This is a genomic window from Martinezella lusitana (assembly GCF_010668395.1).
Taxonomy (GTDB): Bacteria; Pseudomonadota; Alphaproteobacteria; order Rhizobiales; family Rhizobiaceae; genus Rhizobium; species Rhizobium lusitanum_A.
The window spans coordinates 134300-158840 of the sequence record NZ_WUEY01000003.1 but is presented as its reverse complement, the minus strand read 5'-3'; the positions used below and the strand labels follow the sequence as shown (position 1 = coordinate 158840).

The window sequence follows — 24541 nt, the reverse complement described above, 5'->3', positions numbered from 1 at the left end:
GAGCTAAGAAGGCGCTAGAGATTTGTATAGTCGATTTCGAGAAAGGACTCGACTTCGGGCATCCAGCGATCACGCACGAAGGCGACATGATCGGGATGGGCGTTATAGGCGTCGTAGCCCGCCTGGTCATCGAACTCCATCGAGAAGCCGAAGGTAAAGTCGTTCTTCGGGCTGGTTTGCCGAAGCTGCTCGAACTTGCGGACGCTTGCTATCTTCCTGAGAACGAGCGCATCTTTGAGAAATCCGGCCTCCTCGATCGAGCCGGCCTCATGTTTCAGGCGAAAGGCGACTGTGTGGCGAATCATGTGCCTCTCCGGTTCAGGCCAGCGCTTCGATGATCTTCCTGGCGTTTTCCGCCAGCACAGCACCATCCTCCATCTTGCCCGAATGCGGCTTCAGCGCGACGCCCTCGAGGCGTGGGATGACGTGGAAATGCAGGTGGAACACGGTTTGGCCTGCGGACGGCTCGTTGAACTGGGCGATATAGACGCCATCGGCGTCGAAGGCTTCCTGAACCGCGACGGCAATCTTCTGGACGACCGTGATCGCATGTTGCAAGGCAGCCGGATCGGCGTCGAGAATGTTGCGGGAGGGCGACTTCGGCAGAACCAGCGTATGGCCCGGCGACTGCGGCATGACGTCCATGAAGGCGACGGTGTGCTCATCCTCGTAGACACGATAAGACGGGATCTCGCCTTTGAGAATCTTCGCGAAGATGTTGTTGCTGTCGTAGGCAGGGCTGGTCATCCGGTGTCTCCTCGTCTTCCGTTTACGGTAGTCCTGAACGGCTAGATATCCTGCCGTTCGCCTTTGCGGAAGGGGCTGTGTTCGGTGAGGATTTCGCTCATTTCCTCCACCTGTTCCCGCTCATGCTGCAGATAGTCGGCAACGGCGCGCCGCAGGCCCTGATGACCGATATAGTGTGCGGAATGCGTGATGACGGGAAGATAGCCCCGCGCCAGCTTGTGCTCGCCCTGCGCGCCGGCCTCGACCCGCTTCAGCCCCTTGCTGAGCGCGAAATCGATCGCCTGATGATAGCAGACTTCGAAATGCAGGAAGGGATGATCCTCCACGCAGCCCCAATGGCGGCCGTACAGCGTCTCGCCGCCGATGAAATTGATGGCGCCCGCGATATAGCGGCCTTCGCGCTTGGCCATGACAAGCAGGATGTCATCCGGCATGCGCTCGCCGATCAGCGAATAGAATTTGCGGGTTAGATAGGGACGGCCCCACTTGCGGCTGCCCGTATCCATGTAGAAGGCGAAGAATTGATCCCATATGCCTTCGGTGAGATCGCTGCCGGTCAGCCAGTCGATGCTGATGCCATGCTCGAGCGCTGCGCGTCGCTCCTTCTTCAACGCCTTGCGTTTGCGCGACGCCAGCGTCTCCAGGAACGCGTCGTGATCGGCATAGCCCTCATTGATGAAGTGAAACTGTTGGTCGGTGCGATGCAGATAGCCGTCGCCTTCGAAGACCGATGCTTCGTCTTCGGGCAGGAAGGTGATGTGCGCGGAGGAAACGCCGAGCTGTCGGGTGACTTCCTTCAGGCTCTCGGCAAGCGCCGGCTGCAGGACGCTTCGGTCCTGTCCCTCGGCCACGAGCAGCCGTGGCCCGGTGGCGGGCGTGAAGGGGATCGAGCATTGAAGCTTCGGATAATAGCGGCCGCCGGCGCGCTCGAAGGCATCGGCCCAGCCGTGATCGAAGACATATTCGCCCTGGCTATGGCTCTTCAGATAGCCAATGATGGCGCCGACCAATTCGCCGCCCTCGGTCTCGAGCAACAAATGGTTGCCGAGCCATCCTGTCTTGTCGGTCGCGGAGCCCGATTCCTCCAAAGAGGACAGGAAGGCGTGCGAGACGAAGGGATTGTACGACAACACGCTGCCGTCTCTGGACGCCCCGGCCAGCTTGGACCAGCTCTCCGGGGCGATGTTCTTGAAGGATCGTTCGACTCGAATGGATAATTCGTCTGTCATCAAGTTCTTGCGCTAAGAAGGAAGGGAGGGGCTCTCACCGCGGCGCCATACGCCCCGACGGGCATGTGTTGCAGGCGCAACGGCAATTTGGGTTTGCGCAAAGCCTCTCCTTCAATCGATCCCGATTTATGAGGCCAGGCGCGGATCAAAACCTTCGAAGGTCATCTGGTCTGCATTGGCAAATGTATGTTTGCGGGCCGCTTCGTCGCGCACGGTCCAGGTGATGACTGGAATACCGCGCTGGCGCTGCGCCGTGATGAAGGGGTTCGGCAGGTGGCCATAGAAGTACGAGATGAAGTCTAGCCCAAGATGCATGGCTTCGTCATGCTGAAAAAACGTCTCGGGCTTGTCTCCTTCAGCCGTGAGGCCGACCGGGTAGGGTGCTTCCAGTGCCTTGAGATCCCGGAGCAGCCAATGGTCGAAGCTCATTAGCGCGACATGACCCTTGTAGCCTTCGAGCGCCTCCAGAACGGATTCCGCAAAGCCTTCGTCATCGCCTTCGCGTCCCTTGAGCTCCAATACGAGCGGCACCTTGCCGTCGCAGAGCTGCAGCAGCTGCTTCAGCGTCGGGATCTTGTCCTTGGTGCCGCCGATCGACAGCAGCCCGAGTTCGGCCGAGGTGCGCTCGCGCACTTCGCCGGGCAGGTTGCAGACCCGCTGCAGATCGTCGTCATGGAAAACGACCGGCACGCCGTCCGAGGCGTAGTGCAGGTCGCACTCGATGGCAAAGCCCGCCTCGATGGCACGGCTGAAGGCCGAGAGCGTATTCTCCCAGACCTGCCTGTTCATGTCATGGTAGCCGCGATGGGCGACGGGACGCTCGGTCAGCCAGGCAAGCTTGCTCATTATGCGATTTCCAGAATGGCATCGATTTCAACGGCCGCATTCAGCGGCAGCGCAGCCATGCCGACGGCGGCGCGGGCATGCTTGCCGGCTTCGCCCAATACATTTGCCAGAAGATTCGACGCACCGTTGATCACAAGATGTTGTTCGACGAAATCCGGTGTCGAGGCGACGAAGCCGTTCAGCTTGATCAGCCGCTTGATCCGGCCGAGATCGCCGCCAAGCGCCGCTTTTGCCTGGGCGAGAATGTTGATGGCGCAGAGCTCGGCCGCACGCTGGCCGCCGGCGACGTCGACATCCTTGCCGAGATGGCCCGTCACGCCGATCTTGCCGTTTTCCATCGGCAGCTGCCCCGACAGATAGAGAAGATTGCCGCTGATGACATAGGGAACATAGTTGGCGGCCGGTGCTGCCGCCTGCGGCAGAACGATACCAAGTTCCTTCAGGCGACCTTCAATAGCGTCGGACATTTTCATCTCCCGTTTTGTTGTAAAAACTTCAAAAATCCGGCATCAAGACTAAATTCCGTCACTTAGGATCGGCAGCCTCGTTTCAGCCGAAAGCGTTCTTATAACATCGGATGCGAGTCCAACAGGAGATAATGAATGTTCCGCTCGAGTCTTGCTGCCGCCGTTGTTTCGGGGCTGGGCATTCTGTCACTGGGGACACCTGCGGCCTACGCAGCAGGTCCGAGTGGACTGATCGCGCATCGTGCCGTCTATGATCTCGAACTGAAGGATGCCTCCGATCGCTCCGGCATTTCCGGCATGGTCGGTCGCATGGTCTATGAATTCGAGGGCTCCGATTGCACGGGGTTTACCACCAATTTCCGCTTCGTGACGAAGATCGACACCGGTGATTCCACCCGCGTCAGCGACCAGCAGACGACAACCTTCGAGGATCTCAGCAAGCGCCTGTTCCGCTTCGAGACCAAGTCCTATACGGACAACCAGCTCGACAAGGATGTGCGCGGCGCTGCGAGCGACGACCAGAAAGGCATCAAGGTCGATCTGACGGAGCCGCACAACAAGCAGGTGGAACTCATCCAGAGCCGTTTTCCGACGGAGCACATGCTCGACATCATCCACAATGCCAAGCTCGGCAAGAATTTCTTCGAGGCGCAGGTCTTCGATGGCTCCGACGACGGCGACAAGCCGCTGATCGCAACCACCGTCGTCGGCAAGGAGCAGCCTCCCGCCACGGACGATCCCGATGCCGACAAGGCCGGCGCCTTCGCCAAGACGTCCTTCTGGCCTGTGACCGTCGCCTATTTCAACGAGAAGTCCGTCGGTGACGCCACGCCGGTCTATCGCATGTCGTTCAAGCTCTACGAGAATGGCATAACGCGCGACCTCACCATGGATTACGGCGACTTCGTGCTGACCGGCAAGCTTACCAAGCTCGAAGTTCTCGATACGAAGGCCTGCCAATAGGCCCCATGCAGGGTTGTGCCCAAAACATAAAGCTACCGTCATAAAACTGTGATCCAAGTTTCACTATCGTGTGAAACGACTGGCGCGTGTGGGTGAGTCCGTTTTCTGCCCGCGCCGATCTGGAATTGTAGTGGGGCGCGCGGGGAGTGATCGTCTTGGGGGCGATTGGAAATATTTGCGGTCGGCTCCGTGTTTATGGACAGGAAAGCACGACCTATGAGCAATGCCGATATCTCCACCGGTTCCAATGGCACATTGCCGGTCGTCCCTGATCCGGCGGAAATCGCCCGCATCGGGGATAGAATCGATCTGAGCGACCGGGCCGGCATTTCGGTCTACGGCGATCGTGCCCAGCAAGCCGTTTCCGACTATTCCGACCGCATCCTGCGCGAGGTTCGCAATCGCGACCTCGGCGAAGTCGGCAAGCTGCTGACCGATATCATCGTCAAATCGAAGAAGCTCGATCCGGCCTCCCTGAAGGACGAGGGTTTCCTGTCGCGGATGTTTTCCTCGTTCCGGGCAAGGCTCGAGCGCTTCAAGGAGCAGTTCGAGGACGTGGCGGGCCAGATCGATCGCATCGGGCTCGAGCTCGATCGTCACAAGGACATCCTGCGCCGCGACATTGCTCTTCTGGATGACCTGCATGAAGAGACCAGGCAATCCATCGTGCAGCTCGACGCCTACGTGCAGGCCGGCAAGGATTTTGCCGAACGTTTTCGCGCGACCGAGCTGCCCCGCCTGAAGAGCGCCGCCGACGCGGCCTCCGCCGGACCCGGCGGCGGGATGCTGGAAGCGCAAGTCTATCAGGACAGTCTGCAGGCACTCGACCGGCTGGAAAAGCGGGTTTTCTACCTGCAGCAGGCCCGCCAGCTCGGCATCCAGCAATTGCCGCAGATCCGCATCGTGCAGGCAGGCGACGAAACCCTGATCGAAAACCTGCAGGCGACCTCGGCGCTGACAGTGCCGGCCTGGAAGCAGAAGATGGTGATCCTGCTCGGCCTGACCCAGCAAAAGTCCGCGCTCGATTTGCAGAAGACGGTCACCGACGCCACCAACGACATGATCCGCCAGGCATCGAAAATGATGAAGGACCAGGCGATCGCCATCGAACAGCAGTCGCAGCGCGGCATCGTCGATATCGATACGCTCGCCGCCGCCAACCGCGACCTGATCGACACGATCAACGGCGTTCTGAAGGTGCAGGAGGATGGCCGCGCCAAGCGGGCGGAGGCCGAGCAGCGAATGCAGAAGATGACGATTGAGCTGAAGAAAGCGATGATCGAGGCGCGGTGAACTCATGAAGATCCGCACTTTCGTTACCGGGCTGACGCTGGCTGGAGCACTTGCGCTCAGCGGCTGCGATGTCGGCGGGCAGGGCCCGAAGTTCGCCATCGTTTCCGGCTCCGAAAACACCGTGCTGCAGCCGATCGTCGAAGAGTTCTGCAAGGAAAAGAAGGCGACCTGCAGCTTCTCCTATGAGGGTACGCTGGATATCGGCCTCGCCCTGCAGAGCGAGCGGGGCGTCGAACAGGATGCCGTCTGGCCGGCATCGAGCGTCTGGGTCGACATGTTCGATGCCAAGCGCCGGGTGAAATCGCTGACGTCGGTGGCGCAGATGCCGATCATCCTCGGCGTGCGCAAATCCAAGGCGGAGGCGCTCGGCTGGGTCGGCAAGCCGGTCTACATGAAGGACATACTGGCGGCGGTGAAGAGCGGCTCGCTGAAGTTTCTCATGACCTCGGCCACGCAATCCAATTCCGGCGCCAGCGCCTATCTCGCCATGCTGTCGAGCGCGCTCGGCAACAAGCCTGTCATCGAGCCCGGCGATCTCGACCAGCCGGAGGTTCAGGGCGCGGTGCGCTCGCTGCTTGCCGGTGTCGAGCGCTCTTCGGGCTCCTCGGGCTGGCTTGCGGATCTCTATACGGAGTCCGCCGGCAAGGGCGTGCTCTACGATGCCATGTGGAACTACGAGGCGGTGCTGAAGGAAACCAACGACAAGCTTGCGGGGATGGGCAGGGAACCCCTTTACGCCATTTATCCGGCCGATGGCGTCGTCGTTGCCGATTCGCCGATCGGCTTCGTCGATCACGGACGGGGGCAGGAGGTCGAGACCTTCTTCAATCAACTCGTGGAATATCTGCGGTCCGCGCCGGTGCAAAAACGCATCGCCGATACCGGCCGCCGCATTCCTCTGGGAGATGTCGCCGCCAAACCGGATCCGGCGTGGAATTTCGATCCGACGCGGCTGGTGACCGCCATCCGGATGCCGGAGCCCGCCGTGATCCGCCAGGCGCTCGATCTCTATCAGGTGGCCTTGCGCAAGCCGTCGCTGACCGCTCTCTGCCTCGATTTTTCGGGCTCGATGGCGGGCACGGGCGAAGAGCAGCTGCAGGCGGCCATGCGGTTCCTGTTCAATCCGGATGAGACCGGCAAGGTGCTGGCGCAGTGGACGCCGGCCGACCGCATCATGGTCATTCCCTTCGACGCCGATGTCCGCACGACCCTTGAGGCGACCGGAAGTCCCGAGCAGCAGAAAGCCCTGGTCGGCAAGGTTTCGCGCCAGCGCGCCGGCGGCGGCACGGATATGTATGCCTGTGCAAGCCGCGCTCTTGACTGGATGAGGACCACGCGGGACCTGTCATCCTATTTGCCGGCGATCGTCATCATGACCGATGGAAAGTCCGATGACGCCAACCATGATTTCATGAACCGATGGGCATCCGTGAGCCCGCATGTGCCGGTGTTCGGGATCACCTTCGGCGACGCGGACAAGCGGCAGCTCGATGCCCTCGCGAAGGAGACCTCGGCGCGAGTCTTCGATGGCCGCGGCGATCTGGTCAGCGCATTCCGGGCAGTGCGCGGCTATAACTAGGACGAGAATGCGCAACTGGTTCGGCAATGACTGGAATTGGATCGTGGCGGGGCTCGCCGCCGCGCTCGTCGTTCCTGCGCTCAGCTTCCTTGCCGGCATGCCGATATGGATGGCGGCACTCGTCGGTCTTTTGGTCTTCGTCGGTCTGATCTTCGCGCTCGCGCCCAAGCGCCTGTTCGAAGGGCTGGATGCGAAGGCTATCGGCAGGGGACGCCTGGAGTTTGCCCGCGACCTGTTGAGCACGGCCGCGCCCGCAGCCCGGAGACTGGAGGCGTCGGCCGCCGGGATCGCCAGCAAGGAAACGGCGAAGCGGGTGCGCCATCTGGCGGAAATCGCCGCCGACGTCTTTGCCAAGGTGGAAGCCAATCCGGAAAGCGCCGGCACGGTGAGGCGGTTCCTCAGCTACTATCTGCCGCGTGCGGCCGAGGTGGCCGAGGGATTCGCGGTCATCGAGGCAAAGCGCCTGCCGGATGCGACGCGCCTGCAGGAGGTCGGCCTCGTTCTCGCCAAGCTGGAGGACGCCTTCGTGCATTATTCCGATAGCCTGGTCGAAGACAGGCTCGATACGCTTGATACGGAGCTGCGCCTCATCCAGGCCTCGCTCAAAGAGGATATAGGACGCTGATGGCCATTTCCCGCCGCGCTTTTGGAGTAGGGCTTCTTGCCGCCGGGGTTGCCGGGACCGGAGGCTATTTCGCGGTCAAGGATCGGCCGGAACTGCAGGGGCTACTCGGCAACCGGACGAGGCTCTTCGGCTTCATCGGCGGCGAGAAGGAGGCGTTCCTCGCCGACGAGGATGTGACTGCGGCCCTGCACGGTCACGGGCTCGAAATCAACAGCCGCGTTGCCGGCTCGGTCGAGATGGTGCGCGAACAGGCGCTTCTGTCGCAGAACCCGGCCTTCCTCTGGCCTTCCTCGTCGATCATGGTCGATATCGCCCGGCAAGGCGGCATCAAGATCCGCAACGACCGCGTCATCCTCAACACGCCGGTCGTCGTCTATTCCTGGCAGCCCGTCGTCGAAGGATTGACCAAGGCGGGCCTCGTTACCACGACGGCGGAGAGACAGCACCAGCTCGACCTCAGGGCGCTGCTGGATGCGGTGCTTGCCGGGACGAACTGGTCGAAACTGGGTGTCGGTTCGCTCTACGGCCAGGCACGCATCGTTTCGACCGATCCCAATCGTTCCAACTCCGGCTTCATGTTCGCCGGCCTGGTGCTGAGCCTGCTGAGCGGCAACGTGGCGAGCGCCGATGGCCTGGCGCAATTCGGAGACAAGACACAGGCCATCTTTCGCAACATGGGCTTCAAGTCGTCGTCGTCGGGCAAGCTCTTCGAGCAATATCTGGCCGGCGGCATCGGCGGGGAGCCGATGATCGTCGGCTATGAGAATCAGCTGGTGGAGTGGATCATCGCCGATCCGCAGCGTTGGAAGAGGATCCAGGCCGGCAACGGCGCCAAGCCCGTGGTGCTCTATCCGCACCCGACCGTCTATTCCGCCCATCCGCTCATCGCCATCGACGAACAGGTAGACCGCATGATCGAGGCGCTGACCAGCCCGCGATTGCAGGAGCTGGCCTGGACCAAGCACGGTTTTCGCGGGCCGCTGGGCACGGCGACCGGCGATGCCGACAGCGCCATTGCCGGTCTGCTGCCGGCCGAAATCGACGCCGTATTGCCGATGCCGGATGCCAATGTCATGCTGGCGCTGCTCGATAAACTCGCCAGCTGAGGGCGCAGAGCGATTATTTTCGGCCCAAAACCTTGCATTCCAGGCGAATCGAATGTATGGGCACCCGCATTCCACACGTAAGGCATGGGATTGTCCGGGAGAAATCCGGATTTTTCCGCCCGGTGGCATTCTCGAAGAGGGTGCTGTTCGCCTTGCGGAGGTTCAACCGGAAAAGGATACAAAGGCATGGCATTGCCCGATTTTTCTATGCGCCAGCTTCTCGAAGCAGGTGTTCACTTCGGCCACCAGACGCACCGCTGGAACCCGAAGATGAAGCCGTACATTTTCGGCGATCGTAACAACATCCACATCATCGACCTCGCGCAGACGGTTCCGCTGCTGAGCCGCGCCCTGCAGGTCGTCAGCGACACCGTTGCCCGTGGCGGCCGCGTTCTGTTCGTCGGCACCAAGCGTCAGGCTTCGGAACTGATCGCCGACAGCGCAAAGCGTTCGGCTCAGTACTACGTCAACGCCCGCTGGCTCGGCGGCATGATGACCAACTGGAAGACGATCTCCAACTCGATCCAGCGTCTGCGCAAGCTCGACGAAATCCTCTCCGGCGAAGCCCAGGGCTTCACGAAGAAGGAGCGTCTGAACCTCGAGCGCGAGCGCGAAAAGCTCGACAAGGCCCTCGGCGGTATCAAGGACATGGGCGGCACGCCGGACCTGATGTTCATCATCGACACCAACAAGGAAAAGATCGCGATCGACGAAGCCAAGCGCCTCGGCATCCCGGTCGTCGCCATCATCGACTCGAACTGCGATCCGGACCTGATCGACTATCCGATCCCGGGCAATGACGACGCCTCGCGCGCCATCGCTCTCTACTGCGACCTGATCTCGCGCGCTGCCATCGACGGCATCGCTCGCCAGCAGGGTGCATCCGGCCGTGACCTCGGCGCTTCCGAGGAAGCCCCGATCGAGCCGACCTTGGCGGACGGCACCGAAGCCTGATCGCGCCTGGCGGCGGGCAGTAGACTGTCCGCCCAAGCGCAATGACATCCGGGATAAGGCCGTTTGCGACTTCAACAAGTTCGAGCGGCCTTATCGCGTTTTGCACAACGCCTTGCCCGCTGCATAATTCCATAAATCGGAATCGATTTGAGGGTAAAATTATGCAGCAGATTTAAAGCGCTACAGCGACCTTTCTGCGTCACCCGTGACGCACGACGCTGTAGGCGGTAAATCCAGGCTTGTTCCAATCAAGAATTCCACAGTATGACGCAGCTTCATAACGCTGTCATACTTACGGGTACATTTCGTCCCTCAAATCGGTGCCGCTTCGGCTCAAAACCGCATGCCGCACCGTATGAACCGACAAAGAGGAAGCTTATGACCGAGATTACGGCTGCACTGGTGAAGGAACTGCGCGAAAAGTCTGGCGCAGGCATGATGGACTGCAAGAAGGCGCTGACCGAAACCAACGGCGACATCGAAGCCGCGATCGACTGGCTGCGCGCCAAGGGCATCTCCAAGGCCGACAAGAAGTCTGGCCGCACCGCCGCTGAAGGCTTGGTTGCCATTGCCGGCGCCGGTCATAAGGCCGTTGTCGTCGAACTCAACTCGGAAACCGACTTCGTTGCCCGCAACGATGCCTTCCAGGACCTCGCTCGCGGCATCGCTGAAGTTGCGCTGTCCACCAACGGCACCGTCGAAGCCATTTCGGCTGCGACCTATCCCGCATCCGGCAAGCCGGTCGCCGACACCATCAAGGACGCGATCGCAACCATCGGCGAGAACATGACGCTCCGCCGTGCGGCCAAGCTGGAAGTCGAACACGGCGTCGTGGCGACCTACATCCACAACGCTGCCGGCGACGGCATCGGCAAGCTCGGCGTTCTGGTCGCCCTGAAGTCGCTCGGCGACAAGGCCGTTCTGACGTCGATCGGCCGCCAGGTTGCCATGCACATTGCTGCGACCAACCCGCTGGCCATCCGCGCCGAAGAAGTCGATGCTGCCGTCGCCGAGCGCGAACGCAACGTCTTCATCGAGCAGTCCCGCGAATCCGGCAAGCCGGAAGCCATCATCGAGAAGATGGTGGAAGGCCGCATGCGCAAGTTCTTCGAGGAAGTCGCTCTTCTCTCGCAGGCTTTCGTCATCAATCCGGACCTGACGGTCGCTGCTGCCCTCAAGGAAGCTGAAAAGACCGCCGGCGCACCGATCGAAGTCGTCGGCATGGCCCGTCTGCTCCTCGGCGAAGGCGTCGAGAAGGAAGAAACCGACTTCGCTGCCGAAGTTGCGGCTGTCGCCAAGGGCTGATCGCCGAAAAGAAACATATCCCGGATTGGTGAAACCATATCAGGGAAAACGTATGGGCATCGCGTGACAACGCGGTGCCCTTCGTGTATCCGGCTTTCACAATCATTCCCCGGTGATCACTTCAAGGAGCTACCATGACCCAGCCGATCTACAAGCGCGTGTTGCTCAAGGCCTCCGGTGAAGCTCTGATGGGCAGTCAGGGATTTGGCATCGACGTTACCGTCGCGGACCGGATCGCGTCCGACATCGCGGCGGCGCGCGCCATGGGGGTCGAGGTCGGTGTCGTGGTCGGCGGCGGCAACATATTCCGGGGTGTCGCAGTGGCCTCCAAGGGCGGAGACCGCGTGACCGGCGACCACATGGGAATGCTCGGAACCGTCATCAATGCGCTGGCGCTGGCAACCTCGCTGCGCAAGCTCGACATCGAGACCGTCGTGCTCTCGGCCATTTCCATGCCTGAGATCTGCGAGAGCTTCTCGCAGCGCGCCACGCTCTATCATCTCTCGCTGGGGCGTGTCGTGATCTTCGCCGGCGGCACGGGAAATCCGTTTTTCACCACCGATTCGGCGGCCGCGCTGCGCGCCGCGGAAATGGGCGCACAGGCCATATTCAAGGGCACACAGGTCGACGGGATCTATTCCGCCGATCCGAAGAAGTTCCCCGATGCGGAGCGCTTCGACCATCTGACCCACAGTCAGGTGCTCGAAAAGGGGCTGGCCGTCATGGACGTCGCCGCCGTCGCGCTTGCGCGGGAAAACTCGATTCCGATCATCGTCTTCTCCATCCACGAGAAAGGCGGGTTCGCGGAAATCTTGACCGGCGGCGGCCGCAAGACCATCGTATCAGACAACTGACATTCCTGTGGCGCCGGGTGAGACCGGCGTCGCCTTGTTACAGGGGAGCATAGACATGAGTGAAGCCACCGATCTCAAGGAACTGAAGCGTCGCATGGACGGCGCCATTGCGGCCTTCAAGAGCGACATCGCCTCGCTGCGCACCGGGCGCGCGTCCGCCAATATTCTGGATCCGGTCACGATCGAAGCCTATGGCTCGCGCATGCCGCTGAACCAGGTTTCCAATATCACCGTGCCGGAACCGCGCATGCTGACCGTATCGGTATGGGACAAGGCCATGGTCGGCGCCGTCGAGCGCGCCATCCGCGAATCCAATCTCGGCCTCAACCCCATCATCGATGGCCAGAACCTGCGCATCCCGCTGCCGGAGCTCAACGAGGAGCGCCGCCGTTCGCTGGTGAAGGTTGCCCATGAATACGCGGAAAAAGCGAAAGTGGCGATTCGTCACGTCCGCCGCGATGGCATGGACGGCCTCAAAAAGGCCGAAAAAGACGGCGTAATCGGTCAGGACGAGAGCCGCTCTCTCTCCGAACGTGTGCAGAAGATGACGGATGAGACGATTTCGGAAGTCGACCGCTTGCTAGCCGATAAAGAAAAGGAAATCATGCAGGTCTAATCGTATGCCGGGGAGTGTCGCGCTTTCGATTTGACAATATTGAAAGCGGCGGTGGCGCCCTAGATTACGAGACCAGAGCATCCTTCCGCCGAACGAAACCGGACCCATATGTCAGATCCTACGTTCTCTGTCGTACCCGAACATGTTGCCATCATCATGGATGGCAACGGTCGCTGGGCCAATGCGCGCGGCCTGCCGCGCACCATGGGCCATCGCAAGGGCGTGGAGGCCGTTCGCGAGACGGTGCGGGCAGCCGGCGATATCGGCATAAAATATCTGACGCTTTTCGCCTTCTCCTCCGAGAACTGGCGCCGCCCCGAAGCGGAGGTGAGCGATCTGCTCGGCCTCCTCAAGGCGTTCATCCGCCGCGATCTTGCCGAACTTCATCGGCAGAACGTGCGGATCCGCGTCATAGGCGATCGCAGCAGCCTGCGCGGCGACGTCCTGCCCTTGCTGCTCGAAGCGGAAGAGACCACCAGGAACAACACGGCCCTGACACTGGTCATAGCTTTCAACTATGGCTCGCGTGACGAGATCACGCGCGCCTTCACAAGCCTCGCAAAAGACGTGGAGGCCGGGCGTTTGCGCCCGCAGGACATCACCCCGGACCTCGTCGATGCCCGCCTGGACACCGCCGGAATTCCCGATCCCGACCTCATTATCCGCACAAGCGGCGAGGAGCGGCTCTCGAATTTTCTGTTGTGGCAGGCAGCCTATTCCGAATTCATGTTCGTGCCGGACTACTGGCCGGACTTCAGCCGTGATCTCTTCTTTTCCGCGCTTGAGAAATATGCTGCGCGCGACCGGCGCTTTGGCGGCCTTTCCGCCAAGCAGGCGGCGGCCGTGGGGTCCTGATGAGTCGTGAACTCAGGCTGCGCATTGTTTCCGGCATAGTCCTTGCCGTCATCGTTCTCGCGGCCACCTGGTTCGGAGGCCTCGGCTTTCGCTTTCTGTCGGCGGCCATCGGTCTTCTCGTCTATTACGAATGGTCGACGATAACCGACCTGCACGGTCGCGATCCGCAAGGCAACGCCCTCGGATGGCTCGGGCTTGTCCTGATCGCCGGCGCGACGGTCCTGAGCGAATCCGTCTATTCCATCGAAGTCCTGGCCGCCTTTGTCGTCGTAACGGCGGTCATGGTCGGCGTTCGCGGTAAAAGCTGGTGGCTGCCGGGCGGCATATTCTATGCCGGATTGACGGCGATCGCGCTTGCCGAGATTCGGGATGACGATCTGCGCGGCTTCGTGCTGATGCTGTTTGTTTTCGCCACGGTATGGGCAACCGATATTTTCGCCTATTTTGTCGGCCGCGCCATCGGGGGGCCGAAGCTTGCCCCGCGCATATCGCCGGGCAAGACATGGTCGGGTGCGATCGGCGGCGCCATCGCGGCTGTCATCGCGGGAACGGCTGTCGTCTGGAGCTTCTTTTCTGCCGATGATCTGAGGATTCCCGTCCTTGCCCTGGTACTGTCCGTATGCAGCCAGATCGGCGATTTGTTCGAGTCGTTCATCAAGCGCAAGTTTGGTGTGAAAGACTCCAGTCATCTGATTCCCGGCCATGGCGGCGTGATGGATCGGGTCGACGGACTAATTTTTGCTTGTTTTGCAGCGTTTTTGTTGGCTATCGTAATATCGCTGACAATGAGCGGCGAGACCTTTTCATTGGGCGGCGTTCTGCTCGGGGTCTGAAATTAACACGAACAGGATCGTTGCATGGGTAGCGCGGCTGGCTTCATCGGTTTCTTGACGAACAACGTCATCACGTTTGTCTTCGTCCTGTCGCTGCTCGTTTTCGTGCACGAGATGGGTCATTATCTGATCGGCCGCTGGTCGGGTATCCGGGTCATGGCCTTCTCGATCGGCTTCGGCCCGGAGATTGTCGGATTTACCGACAGCCACGGCACGCGCTGGAAGCTTTCTCTCATCCCGCTTGGCGGTTACGTGCGATTCTTCGGCGACGAGGATGCCTCCAGCAAGACCGATGTGGATCAGCTCTTGGCCATGACGGAAGAGGAGCGCGCCCAGTCCTTCGCCGGAGCCAAGCTCTGGAAGCGGGCTGCAACGGTCGCCGCCGGTCCGATTGCCAATTTCCTTCTCGCCATTGCCATCTTTGCGGTGCTTTTCAGCATCTACGGCCGCACCGTCGCCGATCCCGTCGTCGCGATGGTGACGCGTGACGGCGCAGCCGCCGAGGCTGGTATCGAGCCCGGCGACCGCCTCGTTGCCATCGATGGCTCCAAGGTATCCACGTTCGACGAAGTGCAGCGCTATGTCGGTTTGCGGCCCGGCCGCACGATCGTGCTGACCGTCGAGCGCGACGGTCAGAATCGCGACTTCCGGATCGTACCGAAGCTCATCGAGGACACCGATCAGTTCGGCAACAAGATGGAAATGGGCCGCATCGGTATTGCGCTCGTCGATCCGGTCGTGACTGCGGTAGAGCAGGGTGGTCCGGCGGCAAAGGCCGGCGTGCAGGCCGGGGATCGCCTGATCGCGGTAGATGGCAACAATGTTGCCACCTACTACGATATCGGTCGTTACGTGGCCGAGCGCCCAGGCAAAAGCATCGTGCTGACGATACAGCGCAACGGCGTGATCCGCGATTTCCCGATTGTGGCCGAGACGCTGGTCGATACGGATGCATCCGGCGACAAGAAGGATGTCGGCAGCATCGGCATTGCGCCGATCGACCCGCTGGTTGCGTCGATCGCATCCGACAGCCCGGCTCAGGCGGCGGGTCTGGAAGTCGGTGAACGCGTTCTTTCTGTGGATGGACGGGATATCGGTTCCATCGGCGAGGTGCAGCGCCTGGCCGCGGCGCATGCCGACAAATCCATGACGCTGACGGTCAAACGCGACGGCCAGACGCGCGATGTCACGGTGACGCCGCGGAAGTCCGAGGAGACGGATGTCTTTGGCGCCCAGACGGAGATTGCCTCCATCGGCATCACGGATGGCCAGACGCCGATCAAGCTGCGTTACGAAGCATACGGGCCGCTCAGGGCGCTTGCCGAAGGCGTGAAGCAGACCGGCAGCATCGTCTCCGGCACTTTCGATTATATCGGCAACGTCATCGGCGGATACATGAAGGCCGATCAGCTCGGCGGTCCGATTCGGGTTGCGCAGTTGTCCGGGCAAATGGCAACCCTGGGTTTCTCCGCGGTGCTACAATTTGCAGCCATACTTTCTGTTTCAATAGGGTTATTAAATTTGATGCCGGTGCCGGTACTTGATGGCGGGCATCTGATGTTCTATGCGATTGAAGCCGTAAGGGGAAAACCTCTGGGTGCACGGGCACAGGATATCGCTTTCCGGATTGGATTTGCGATGGTGCTCTCGCTCATGGTGTTTGCGACCTGGAACGATATTAGTTCCCGGATAGGCTAGTGGGGCAACGAGAGAGGAAATTACGATTTATTTACGATGTTTCAAAGCTGTAGTGGCGAATGAGCCACGCTTTGAAATGAAGTAAACAGAAATTAACGTGCTCCCTTGCTTGTATGTCAAAAGCGGGTAAAACGACACACGTGGCCGGAATCGGGTTCGCTCGGGGCTGGGGACGATTGAAAAAAGGTAAGAAGTGAAATGAAGGCTGGTTCAAGATTTTTGAACGCAGTGTCGGCGGTAGCGCTGTCTGCTAGTGTTGTTGCGTCGGGCGCTGGTGTTGTCACCCTTGCCTCTGCCTCAGTCGCGGAAGCAGCTGTCATTCAGCGGGTTGACGTTCGTGGTGCTGAACGTGTCGGCGAGGCTGCTGTTCGGGACAATATCACGATCAAGCCCGGTAAGAGCTTCTCCCCCGGTGACATCGATGCTTCGGTAAAGCAGCTCTACGCGACCGGATATTTCTCCGATGTCCACATTACCGTTTCGGGCAGCTCCCTGGTCATATCGGTCAAGGAAAACAAGCTGATCAACGCCGTTGTCTTCAACGGCAACCGCAAGATCAAGGACGACAAGCTCGAAGGTATCGTTCAGACCCATTCCGCGGGTCCGTACAACGAAGCGACCGTCCAGGCCGATATCAAGACCATCAAGGATGCCTACGCCTCCATCGGTCGTAACGACGTGCAGGTGACGACGCAGACCGCCGAGGTTTCGCCAGGCCGCCTCAATGTGGCTTTCGTCATCAACGAAGGCGATCGCACCAAGATCGACAAGATCAACTTTTCGGGCAATCAAGCCTATGGCAGCGGTCGCCTTGCTTCGGTCATCAGCACCAAGAAGAGCAACTTCTTGTCGTTCCTGACCCGTAAGGACGTTTACAGCCCTGATCGCCAGCAAGCCGACCAGGATGCCCTGCGTCAGTTCTACTACAACCATGGCTATGCCGACTTCCGCATCGTCAGCGCCGATGCGACGCTCAACGAGCAGAACAACGAATACACGCTGAACTTCAATGTCGATGAAGGTCCGCGCTACACCTACGGCGACATCAACGTCATCTCGACGGTCGACGGCGTCAATGCCGACGAGCTGAAGGGTCTTGTCATCACCCACAAGGGTGACGTCTACAGCGCCAAGGACATCCAGACTTCGATCGAGAACATTTCCAAGCGCGTAGCATCCGCGGGCTATCCGTTCGCTCGCATTACGCCGCGTGGCAACCGTGATCTGTCCGGTCACACCATCGGTATCGAATACTTGGTCGATCAGGGCGAGCGCGCCTATGTCGAGCGTATCGAAATCCGCGGCAACACCCGCACGCGCGATTACGTCATCCGCCGCGAATTCGACCTCAACGAAGGCGATGCCTTCAATCAGGAAATGATCACGCGTGCCAAGCGTCGCCTTGATGCGCTGGGTTACTTCACCAAGGTCGACATCACCACGGCGCAGGGCAGTGCCCCGGATCGCGTGGTCGTTATCGTCAACGTCGAAGACCAGCCGACCGGCTCGTTCGGTATCGGTGCCGGTTACGCCGTCGGCAACAACGGTGGCCTGCTGCTCGAAGCTTCGGTCGAAGAAAAGAACTTCCTCGGTCGCGGCCAGTACATCCGTATCGCCGCTGGTGCCGGTACGGAAGGTAACCGTACCTACAACATCTCGTTCACCGAGCCTTACTTCCTTGGCTATCGCCTGGCTGCCGGTTTCGATATCTTCAAGAACCAGACGTCGAGCGACGATTATTACGACTATTCGGAAGAAGGTTTCTCGCTGCGCGTGACCGCGCCGATCACCGAGAACCTGGCAACGACGCTGCGTTATAACTACAAGCGCCTGACCTATGACGGCACGAATGATTGGCAGGACAATCTTTCGGCTCCGTACCTCAACCTCGTTGAGAACGGTCCTTGGGTGCAGTCGACGATCTCGCAGACGTTCACCTACAACACGCTGGACGATCAGAATCTGCCGCGTGAAGGTCTTATTGCCAAGTTCACGCATGAATATGCGGGTCTCGGCGGCGACTCCGATTTCTACAAGCTGAGCGGTAAGGCCCGTTACTACCAGATGATCAGCGACGAAGCCGATATCATCGGCTCGCTGACGGTCGGTGCCGGTTACGTGATGCCGACGGATGGCAAGCTGAACGTCTTCGATCAGTTCACCCTCGGCGGCCGTGAAATCCGTGGCTTCGAGAATGCCGGTATCGGCCCCCGTTCGTCGCATGGCGACCCGCTCGGTGGTACGACCTACGTGACCGCTTCGGCTGAAGCGAGCATGCCGATGCCGGGTGTTCCGCAGGATATCGGTCTGCGTATCGCAGCCTTTGCCGATGCGGGCACTCTCTACGGCAACAAGGCGGATCTCTTCGGCGATACGCTTCATAACGACAGCTCGATCCGTGCCTCGCTTGGCGCGGGCCTGATCTGGTCGTCGCCGTTCGGTGTCATCCGCGTTGACTATGCTGTGCCGGTTCTCAAGGAAGACTACGATAAGGTTGAGAATTTCCGGTTTGGCATCGCCAACCAGTTCTGATATCGGCAGTCCAGAACTGCGGGCTTAAACACCGTTTCTGGAGCTGGTGCTTATGGAACATATTGATTTTTTCCCGCCCCACGCTGGCGTCAGTTTAAAGCAACTGGCTGAGCATCTTGGGGCGGAACTTGCCGATGCGGCCTCTTCGGAGGTCGTCATCAGGTCTATCGCCCCCGTATACCGGGCAGGCGAGGGTGATATCTGTTATATCCTTTCCCGGAAGAATCGTGCTGAGCTGGAGACGTGCAAGGCTTCGGCCATCATCTGCCTGCCGGCACTGAAATCTTTCGTTCCCGAACATATCCCGGTGCTTCTGTCCAGGAAGCCGCATACGGATTTTGCCATTGTCGGCGGCTTGCTGCACCCGGAAGCCATGCGCCCGGTGGTGTTCACGCCGAACCCGGGAACGATTTCGCCTGCTGCGACTATCGATGCCACGGCAAAGCTTGAGGCTAATATAAGTGTCGAGCCGGGTGCGGTTATCGGCGCAGGCGCCGACATCGGCGAGGGTACGTATATCGGCGCAAATGCCCTCATCGGGCCGGGCGTGAAGATCGGGCGTAGTTGCAGCATTGGCGGCGGCGCGAGCGTGCTCTGTGCCTATCTCGGCAATGGCGTCATCATTCACAACGGCGCGCGCATCGGACAGGACGGCTTCGGATATGCTCCGGGTCCGCGCGGCATGGTGAAGATCGTGCAGATCGGCCGGGTTATCATCCAGGATAATGTCGAGATCGGCGCCAACACCACGATCGATCGCGGTACGATGGACGATACCGTGATCGGCGAAGGCACCAAGATCGACAATCAGGTCCAGATCGGACATAACGTTCGCATTGGACGCCATTGCGCCATCGTCAGCCAGGTCGGCATCGCCGGCAGCACGGTGATCGGCGACGGTGTGCAGATCGGCGGTCAGGCGGGTTTGAATGGTCATATCCACATCGGCGATGGCGTACAGATCGGCGCCAAGAGCGGTGTGATGAACAGTATTCCGGCGGGCGAGCGTTACGCTGGTCTTCCAGCACGGCCCCTATGGGATTTTCTAAGGGAATCGGCGGAGATCGCGAAGCGGTCAGGAGCCAGGGACAAGAAAGACGGGAGTGCTGAGCATGACTGAGGAAGCCAAGGCGTCGTTGTCGTCGGCTGACGTTCTGGAAATTATGAAGCTTTTGCCGCATCGCTATCCGTTCTTGATGGTCGACAAGATCATCGAGATCGATAGTGACAATTCCGCGATCGGCATCAAGAATGTGACGGCCAACGAGCCGCAGTTCACGGGGCATTTTCCGGGTTCCCCGATCATGCCGGGCGTTCTGCTTATCGAAGGCATGGCGCAGACGGCAGGCGCGATTTGCGCGCGGAAGGACGGCATCGGCGGCAACCTCGTCTATTTCATGACGATCGATAACGCCCGCTTTCGCAAGCCGGTCGTTCCGGGCGACCGTGTCGAATTCCATGTCGTCAAGCTGAAGCAGCGCGGTACGATCTGGAAGTTCCATTGCGATGCCAAGGTCGATGGCTCTCTGGTCGCTGAAGCCGATATCGGTGCGATGATCGTGAGGAAGGATCAGGACGAGGCATGAGCAGCATCGCAAAAAGCGCGAGCATTCATAAGTTCGCGGTCGTTGAGGATGGTGCCATCATCGGCGAAAACGTCGTGGTCGGACCTTTCTGCCATGTCGGTCCCAAGGTCGTCTTGCATGAGAATGTCCATCTGTTGACGCATGCTGTCGTTACCGGCCGCACGACGATCGGCAAGGGAACGAAGATATTCCCGATGGCCGTTGTCGGTGGCGACCCGCAGAGCGTTCATCACGGCGGCGAGGAGACGACGCTTGATGTCGGCGAGAACTGCACGATCCGCGAAGGCGTGACGATCAACACCGGCACGGCGGACTACGGCGGCAAGACGATTGTCGGCAACAACAATCTGTTCCTCGCCAATTCCCATGTCGCTCACGATTGCCGCGTCGGCAATAACGTCATCATGTCCAACAACGTCATGCTGGCGGGGCATGTGGTCGTCGAGGATCGCGCCATTCTGGGTGGCGGCTGCGCGGTGCATCAGTTCACCCGCATCGGACGGCAGGCTTTCATCGGCGGCCTTTCGGCTGCGAGCTACGACGTCATCCCTTACGGCATGTTGAACGGCAATCCGGGTGTGCTTTCCGGCCTCAATATTGTCGGCATGTCGCGTGCAGGCATAGACCGCGCGGTTATTCACAGGGTTCGACGCGCCTACAAGACCATCTTCGAAGGCGAAGGCTCGATCCGTGACAACGCTGCCGCGATCCGTGACGAATATGCCGATTGCAAGGAAGTGATCGAGATCCTGGATTTCATTGCAGCCGATAGCGATCGCGCGCTGTCGTCGCCCAATCGCGGCAAGAGCTGACGTGGTTTCGGCCGGCCAAAACGGCAAAGGCAGGCTGGCGATCATCGCAGGCAGTGGCTTCTTGCCTGTCTATGTCGCCGAGGCCGCCCGTCAGGCCGGCGAGAATCCGGTTATTATCGCACTGACGAACGAAGCGGACCGAGATTGGTCCGCTTTCGATCACGCCAATCTCGGTGTCGGCAATTTTGCCGGCCTTGAAGCGACGTTCCGGCGCCATGGCGTTGACCGCGTCGTCATGTCTGGCGGTGTCGCCCGCCGCCCGCCTTGGCGCGAGATTCATCCGACGTGGCGCGTGATCAAGGAATTGCCCCTGACCATTCGCACGCTTCTTTCCGGCGGTGACAACGCCGTGCTGCAGATGGTCATCCGTCTGATCGAAGCCGGCGGCGTCCGCGTCGTTGGAGCGCATGAGATTGCGCCCGATCTGCTGGCGACCACCGGACCGCTCGGCAGGCTGTCGCCGTCCTCCGAGGATTTGCGTGATATCGCGCAAGGGGCGAAGGCCGCCGATGCGCTGGGATTGCTTGATGTCGGGCAGGGTGCCGTCAGCGTCGGCGGCCGTGTCGTCGCACTGGAAGGCGCGGAAGGCACGGACAAGATGATCGAGCGTGTTGCCGGCCTGCGCGAAGAGGGCCGTATATCGACCCGTCGGCGCGGCGTGCTGGTGAAGCTCTGCAAACCGCAGCAGGATGTGCGCGCCGATCTGCCTTCTATCGGCGTCTCGACCGTGCTGAACGCCAAGAAGGCCGGTCTTGCCGGTGTCGCGGTGGAGGCGGGCCGGGCGCTGGTCCTCGACCGTGAGGCTGTGATTAAAGCGGCCGATGACGCTGAAATTTTCGTCTGCGGTATCGATCGTGGCCTCAGCGCGGAGGGCTTCATGTGAGCAGCGCCGCCTTGAAGCTTGCCGTCGTCGCGGGAGAGGTTTCCGGCGATCTGCTGGGCGGCGATCTCGTCGCTTCCCTGAAGCGGCGCTATAATGGGCCTGTCGAGCTGGTGGGCGTCGGCGGCGAGGCGTTGGAAGCGCAAGGCTTGCGCTCGCTTTTCGACTACTCTGAGCTTTCGATCATGGGTTTCATCCAGGTTATCAAGCGGCTGCCGAAGCTGCTTGCCCGCATCCGGCAGACGGCTGATGCCATTATCTCCGCCAAGCCCGACGTACTTCTGATCATCGATAGCCCCGATTTTACCCATCGCGTAGCGAAGCGGGTGCGCAAGGCGCTGCCTGGTCTCCCGATCGTCAACTATGTCTGCCCTAGCGTCTGGGCATGGAAGGAATATCGCGCGCAGAAGATGCTCGCCTATGTCGATCATGTGCTGGCCGTACTCCCTTTTGAGCCGGAAGCCATGCAGCGTTTGGGTGGTCCGGCAACGACCTATGTCGGCCATCGCCTGACGGTGGATACCGATCTGCTGGAGACGCGCCGACAGCGCGCCTTGCGCGGTGAAAAGGCGGTCGATGCCCAGATGACGGTTCTTCTTCTCCCAGGCTCGCGCGCTTCGGAGATCCGCCAGCTTCTGCCGGTTTTTGAGCAGGCTACCAAAGAGCTTAGTCGGCGAAATGATAATGTTCGCTACCTGCTGCCGACCGTGCCGAAGCAGGAAGCTCTGGTACGCTCGCTTCTCGAAAACTGGGGCGTCAAGCCTGAAATCCTGGTCGGCCAGAATGCAAAGTGGAATGCCTTCGCGCAGGCGGATGCTGCCATGGCTGCGTCGGGCACGGTGATCCTGGAACTGGGGCTTGCCAGTGTTCCCGTGGTTTCGACCTACAAGACGGAGTGGTTGGCCAGATTCGTGATGTCGCGCATCAAGGTATGGTCGGCGGCCTTGCCGAACCTGATTGCCGATTATGCCGTTGTGCCGGAACTCATCAACGATGTGTTGCGACCCGGCCTGCTCGCCCGCTACATGGAGCGCCTGTCGAGCGACACTCCCGAGCGCAGGGCAATGCTGACGGGCTATGATCTGGTCTGGCAGCGAATGCAGACCGAGGAGCCGCCCGGCGACAAGGCGGCGCAAATTGTTCTGGATGTTCTCGCCCATAAAAAAACCGGTCATCTCTGACCGGTTTTTTTGTTTCGATACCAAAGCTTAGCGCTTGGAAACCGGCACGTATTCGCGCAGCGGTGCGCCCGTGTAGAGCTGGCGCGGACGGCCGATGCGCTGATGCGGATCTTCGATCATCTCGTTCCACTGAGCGATCCAGCCGACGGTGCGGGCGAGAGCGAACAGAACGGTGAACATGGTCGTGGGGAAGCCCAGCGCCTTCAGCGTGATGCCGGAGTAGAAGTCGACGTTCGGGTAGAGCTTCTTCTCGATGAAATATTCATCGGTCAGAGCGATGCGCTCCAGCTCGATTGCGATGTCGAGCAACGGATCGTCCTTGATGCCGAGTTCGCCGAGAACCTCGTGCGCCGTCTTCTGCATGATCTTGGCGCGCGGATCGTAGTTCTTGTAGACGCGATGACCGAAGCCCATCAGGCGGAACGGGTCGTTCTTGTCCTTGGCGCGGGCGATGAATTCCGGGATGCGGTCGACGGTGCCGATTTCGTTCAGCATGTTGAGCGCCGCTTCGTTCGCGCCGCCGTGAGCCGGGCCCCAGAGGCAGGCGATGCCTGCAGCGATACAGGCGAACGGATTGGCGCCCGAAGAGCCCGCCAGACGAACAGTCGAGGTCGACGCATTCTGCTCGTGATCGGCATGCAGGATGAAGATGCGGTCCATGGCGCGGGCAAGCACCGGGTTCACCACATAGTCCTCGCACGGAACGGCAAAGCACATGCGCAGGAAGTTCGACGCGTAGTCCAGATCGTTCTTCGGATAAACGAAGGGCTGGCCGATATGGTACTTGTAGGCCATGGCGGCGAGCGTCGGCATCTTGGCGATCATGCGCAGGCTTGCGACCATGCGCTGGTGCGGATCAGTGATGTCGGTCGAGTCGTGATAGAAAGCCGAGAGTGCGCCGACGCAGCCGCACATGACGGCCATCGGATGCGCGTCGCGACGGAAGCCCGTGAAGAAGCGCGACATCTGCTCATGCACCATCGTGTGGTGGGTCACGCGGTGATCGAAGTCCTTCTTCTGCGCTGCCGTCGGCAGTTCGCCGTAGAGAAGGAGGTAGCATACTTCGAGGAAATCGCCGTGTTCGGCCAGCTGATCGATCGGATAGCCGCGATGCAGCAGAACGCCTTCGTCGCCATCAATATAAGTGATGCTGGACTCACAGGACGCGGTCGAGGTGAAGCCAGGATCGTAAGTGAAAGTGGAGGTGTTCTTATAAAGGGCACCAATATCAATGACACTTGGGCCGATGGTTCCGGTCTTCACCGGCAGGTCCACCGTCTTTTCACCCCAAGTTAGTTTCGCGCTTTGTTCCGTCATGCTGATCCTCCAAGATTTGGCGGGATTGACGCCATAAAAAGCGCCAAAAGGTTAAGCGACTACCGACTAGCTATATGATCCAGAGCCTAATGCCAAGTTATCCTAATGCCGAATTGTGCATTGCAGTATCAACTTTTGGGCACTGCATCAGTGTCGATAAACATGGTGCGCCAGGAAACCGGCCCAATTTAGCCGTGCTCATGCCGATTTCGGTTGAAATCACTGTGCGGTGACGGCAAAAATCGCGCGAAAGCTGTAGTTTT

Annotated in this window: 24 protein-coding genes; 18 read left to right on the top strand and 6 right to left on the bottom strand. The window is 60.2% G+C overall.

Features of this window, described 5'->3' with window-relative positions; all coding sequences use genetic code 11:
- Positions 1-14: 14 nt before the first annotated feature.
- From GR212_RS07665 to GR212_RS07645, 5 genes are all read right to left on the bottom strand, one after another.
- Positions 15-305: a Dabb family protein gene (locus GR212_RS07665; protein WP_163985883.1), complete on the bottom strand. Its 291-nt coding sequence runs from the start codon at positions 303-305 to the stop codon at positions 15-17.
- Positions 306-318: 13 nt separating this feature from the next.
- Positions 319-747: an HIT family protein gene (locus tag GR212_RS07660; protein ID WP_163985882.1), complete on the bottom strand. Its 429-nt coding sequence runs from the start codon at positions 745-747 to the stop codon at positions 319-321.
- A 41-nt stretch (positions 748-788) separates the two neighbouring features.
- Positions 789-1976, bottom strand: coding sequence for a GNAT family N-acetyltransferase (locus GR212_RS07655; RefSeq protein WP_163985881.1), 1188 nt, complete (start codon positions 1974-1976; stop codon positions 789-791).
- 126 nt (positions 1977-2102) lie between these two features.
- Positions 2103-2822 (bottom strand): glycerophosphodiester phosphodiesterase, encoded by a 720-nt coding sequence (locus GR212_RS07650; RefSeq protein WP_163985880.1) that lies wholly within the window; start codon positions 2820-2822, stop codon positions 2103-2105.
- Positions 2822-3289, bottom strand: coding sequence for a RidA family protein (locus GR212_RS07645; protein WP_092715564.1), 468 nt, complete (start codon positions 3287-3289; stop codon positions 2822-2824). Before GR212_RS07645 ends, GR212_RS07650 begins: the two co-directional genes overlap by 1 nt.
- 135 nt (positions 3290-3424) lie before the next feature.
- Here GR212_RS07645 and GR212_RS07640 point away from each other — a divergent pair, with 135 nt between their 5' ends.
- The 18 genes from GR212_RS07640 to lpxB all read left to right on the top strand — a co-directional run bounded on the left by GR212_RS07640 (position 3425) and on the right by lpxB (position 22961).
- The gene (locus GR212_RS07640; protein ID WP_163985879.1) at positions 3425-4252 is read left to right on the top strand and encodes a cell envelope integrity EipB family protein; all 828 of its coding nucleotides are present in this window, start codon (positions 3425-3427) and stop codon (positions 4250-4252) included.
- A 216-nt stretch (positions 4253-4468) separates the two neighbouring features.
- Entirely contained in the window at positions 4469-5545 is a 1077-nt protein-coding gene (locus tag GR212_RS07635; RefSeq protein ID WP_163985878.1) for a toxic anion resistance protein, read from the top strand.
- 4 nt (positions 5546-5549) lie between these two features.
- Entirely contained in the window at positions 5550-7124 is a 1575-nt protein-coding gene (locus GR212_RS07630) for a substrate-binding domain-containing protein (protein ID WP_163985877.1), read from the top strand.
- Positions 7125-7131: 7 nt separating this feature from the next.
- Positions 7132-7749, top strand: coding sequence for a 5-bromo-4-chloroindolyl phosphate hydrolysis family protein (locus tag GR212_RS07625; RefSeq protein ID WP_163985876.1), 618 nt, complete (start codon positions 7132-7134; stop codon positions 7747-7749).
- Complete coding sequence (locus tag GR212_RS07620) at positions 7749-8855, top strand: substrate-binding domain-containing protein (RefSeq protein WP_163985875.1); 1107 nt, start codon at positions 7749-7751, stop codon at positions 8853-8855. The genes GR212_RS07625 and GR212_RS07620 overlap by 1 nt, the downstream gene beginning before the upstream one ends.
- Positions 8856-9041: 186 nt before the next feature.
- Positions 9042-9809, top strand: a complete 768-nt coding sequence (gene rpsB / locus GR212_RS07615; RefSeq protein ID WP_092845161.1) for a 30S ribosomal protein S2 — start codon at positions 9042-9044, stop codon at positions 9807-9809.
- A gap of 378 nt (positions 9810-10187) precedes the next feature.
- A complete protein-coding gene (tsf, locus tag GR212_RS07610; RefSeq protein ID WP_163985874.1) occupies positions 10188-11114 on the top strand; it encodes a translation elongation factor Ts in 927 nt (308 codons plus the stop codon).
- A gap of 134 nt (positions 11115-11248) precedes the next feature.
- Positions 11249-11968, top strand: a complete 720-nt coding sequence (pyrH, locus tag GR212_RS07605; protein WP_163985873.1) for a UMP kinase — start codon at positions 11249-11251, stop codon at positions 11966-11968.
- Between the two features lie 55 nt (positions 11969-12023).
- Positions 12024-12584, top strand: a complete 561-nt coding sequence (gene frr / locus GR212_RS07600; RefSeq protein ID WP_163985872.1) for a ribosome recycling factor — start codon at positions 12024-12026, stop codon at positions 12582-12584.
- 108 nt (positions 12585-12692) lie between these two features.
- The gene (locus GR212_RS07595; RefSeq protein ID WP_163985871.1) at positions 12693-13439 is read left to right on the top strand and encodes an isoprenyl transferase; all 747 of its coding nucleotides are present in this window, start codon (positions 12693-12695) and stop codon (positions 13437-13439) included.
- On the top strand, positions 13439-14272 hold the full coding sequence (locus tag GR212_RS07590; protein WP_163985870.1) for a phosphatidate cytidylyltransferase: 834 nt from the start codon (positions 13439-13441) through the stop codon (positions 14270-14272). The genes GR212_RS07595 and GR212_RS07590 overlap by 1 nt, the downstream gene beginning before the upstream one ends.
- Positions 14273-14296: 24 nt before the next feature.
- Positions 14297-15970, top strand: a complete 1674-nt coding sequence (rseP, locus tag GR212_RS07585) for an RIP metalloprotease RseP (protein WP_163985869.1) — start codon at positions 14297-14299, stop codon at positions 15968-15970.
- A 198-nt stretch (positions 15971-16168) separates the two neighbouring features.
- Positions 16169-18502 (top strand): outer membrane protein assembly factor BamA, encoded by a 2334-nt coding sequence (gene bamA, locus GR212_RS07580; protein ID WP_163985868.1) that lies wholly within the window; start codon positions 16169-16171, stop codon positions 18500-18502.
- Between the two features lie 52 nt (positions 18503-18554).
- On the top strand, positions 18555-19622 hold the full coding sequence (gene lpxD, locus GR212_RS07575; protein WP_163985867.1) for a UDP-3-O-(3-hydroxymyristoyl)glucosamine N-acyltransferase: 1068 nt from the start codon (positions 18555-18557) through the stop codon (positions 19620-19622).
- Complete coding sequence (gene fabZ, locus GR212_RS07570; protein ID WP_163985866.1) at positions 19615-20088, top strand: 3-hydroxyacyl-ACP dehydratase FabZ; 474 nt, start codon at positions 19615-19617, stop codon at positions 20086-20088. Before lpxD ends, fabZ begins: the two co-directional genes overlap by 8 nt.
- Positions 20085-20900 (top strand): acyl-ACP--UDP-N-acetylglucosamine O-acyltransferase, encoded by an 816-nt coding sequence (gene lpxA / locus GR212_RS07565; RefSeq protein WP_163985865.1) that lies wholly within the window; start codon positions 20085-20087, stop codon positions 20898-20900. Before fabZ ends, lpxA begins: the two co-directional genes overlap by 4 nt.
- A 1-nt stretch (position 20901) precedes the next feature.
- Positions 20902-21783 carry a UDP-2,3-diacylglucosamine diphosphatase LpxI domain-containing protein gene (locus GR212_RS07560; RefSeq protein WP_163985864.1) on the top strand — a complete coding sequence of 294 codons (882 nt, stop codon included), beginning with the start codon at positions 20902-20904 and terminating at the stop codon, positions 21781-21783.
- Complete coding sequence (lpxB, locus tag GR212_RS07555) at positions 21780-22961, top strand: lipid-A-disaccharide synthase (RefSeq protein WP_163985863.1); 1182 nt, start codon at positions 21780-21782, stop codon at positions 22959-22961. Before GR212_RS07560 ends, lpxB begins: the two co-directional genes overlap by 4 nt.
- Before the next feature lie 27 nt (positions 22962-22988).
- Here lpxB and gltA read toward each other — a convergent pair whose 3' ends face one another.
- Positions 22989-24278 (bottom strand): citrate synthase, encoded by a 1290-nt coding sequence (gltA, locus tag GR212_RS07550; protein WP_163985862.1) that lies wholly within the window; start codon positions 24276-24278, stop codon positions 22989-22991.
- Between the last annotated feature and the right edge of the window lie 263 nt (positions 24279-24541).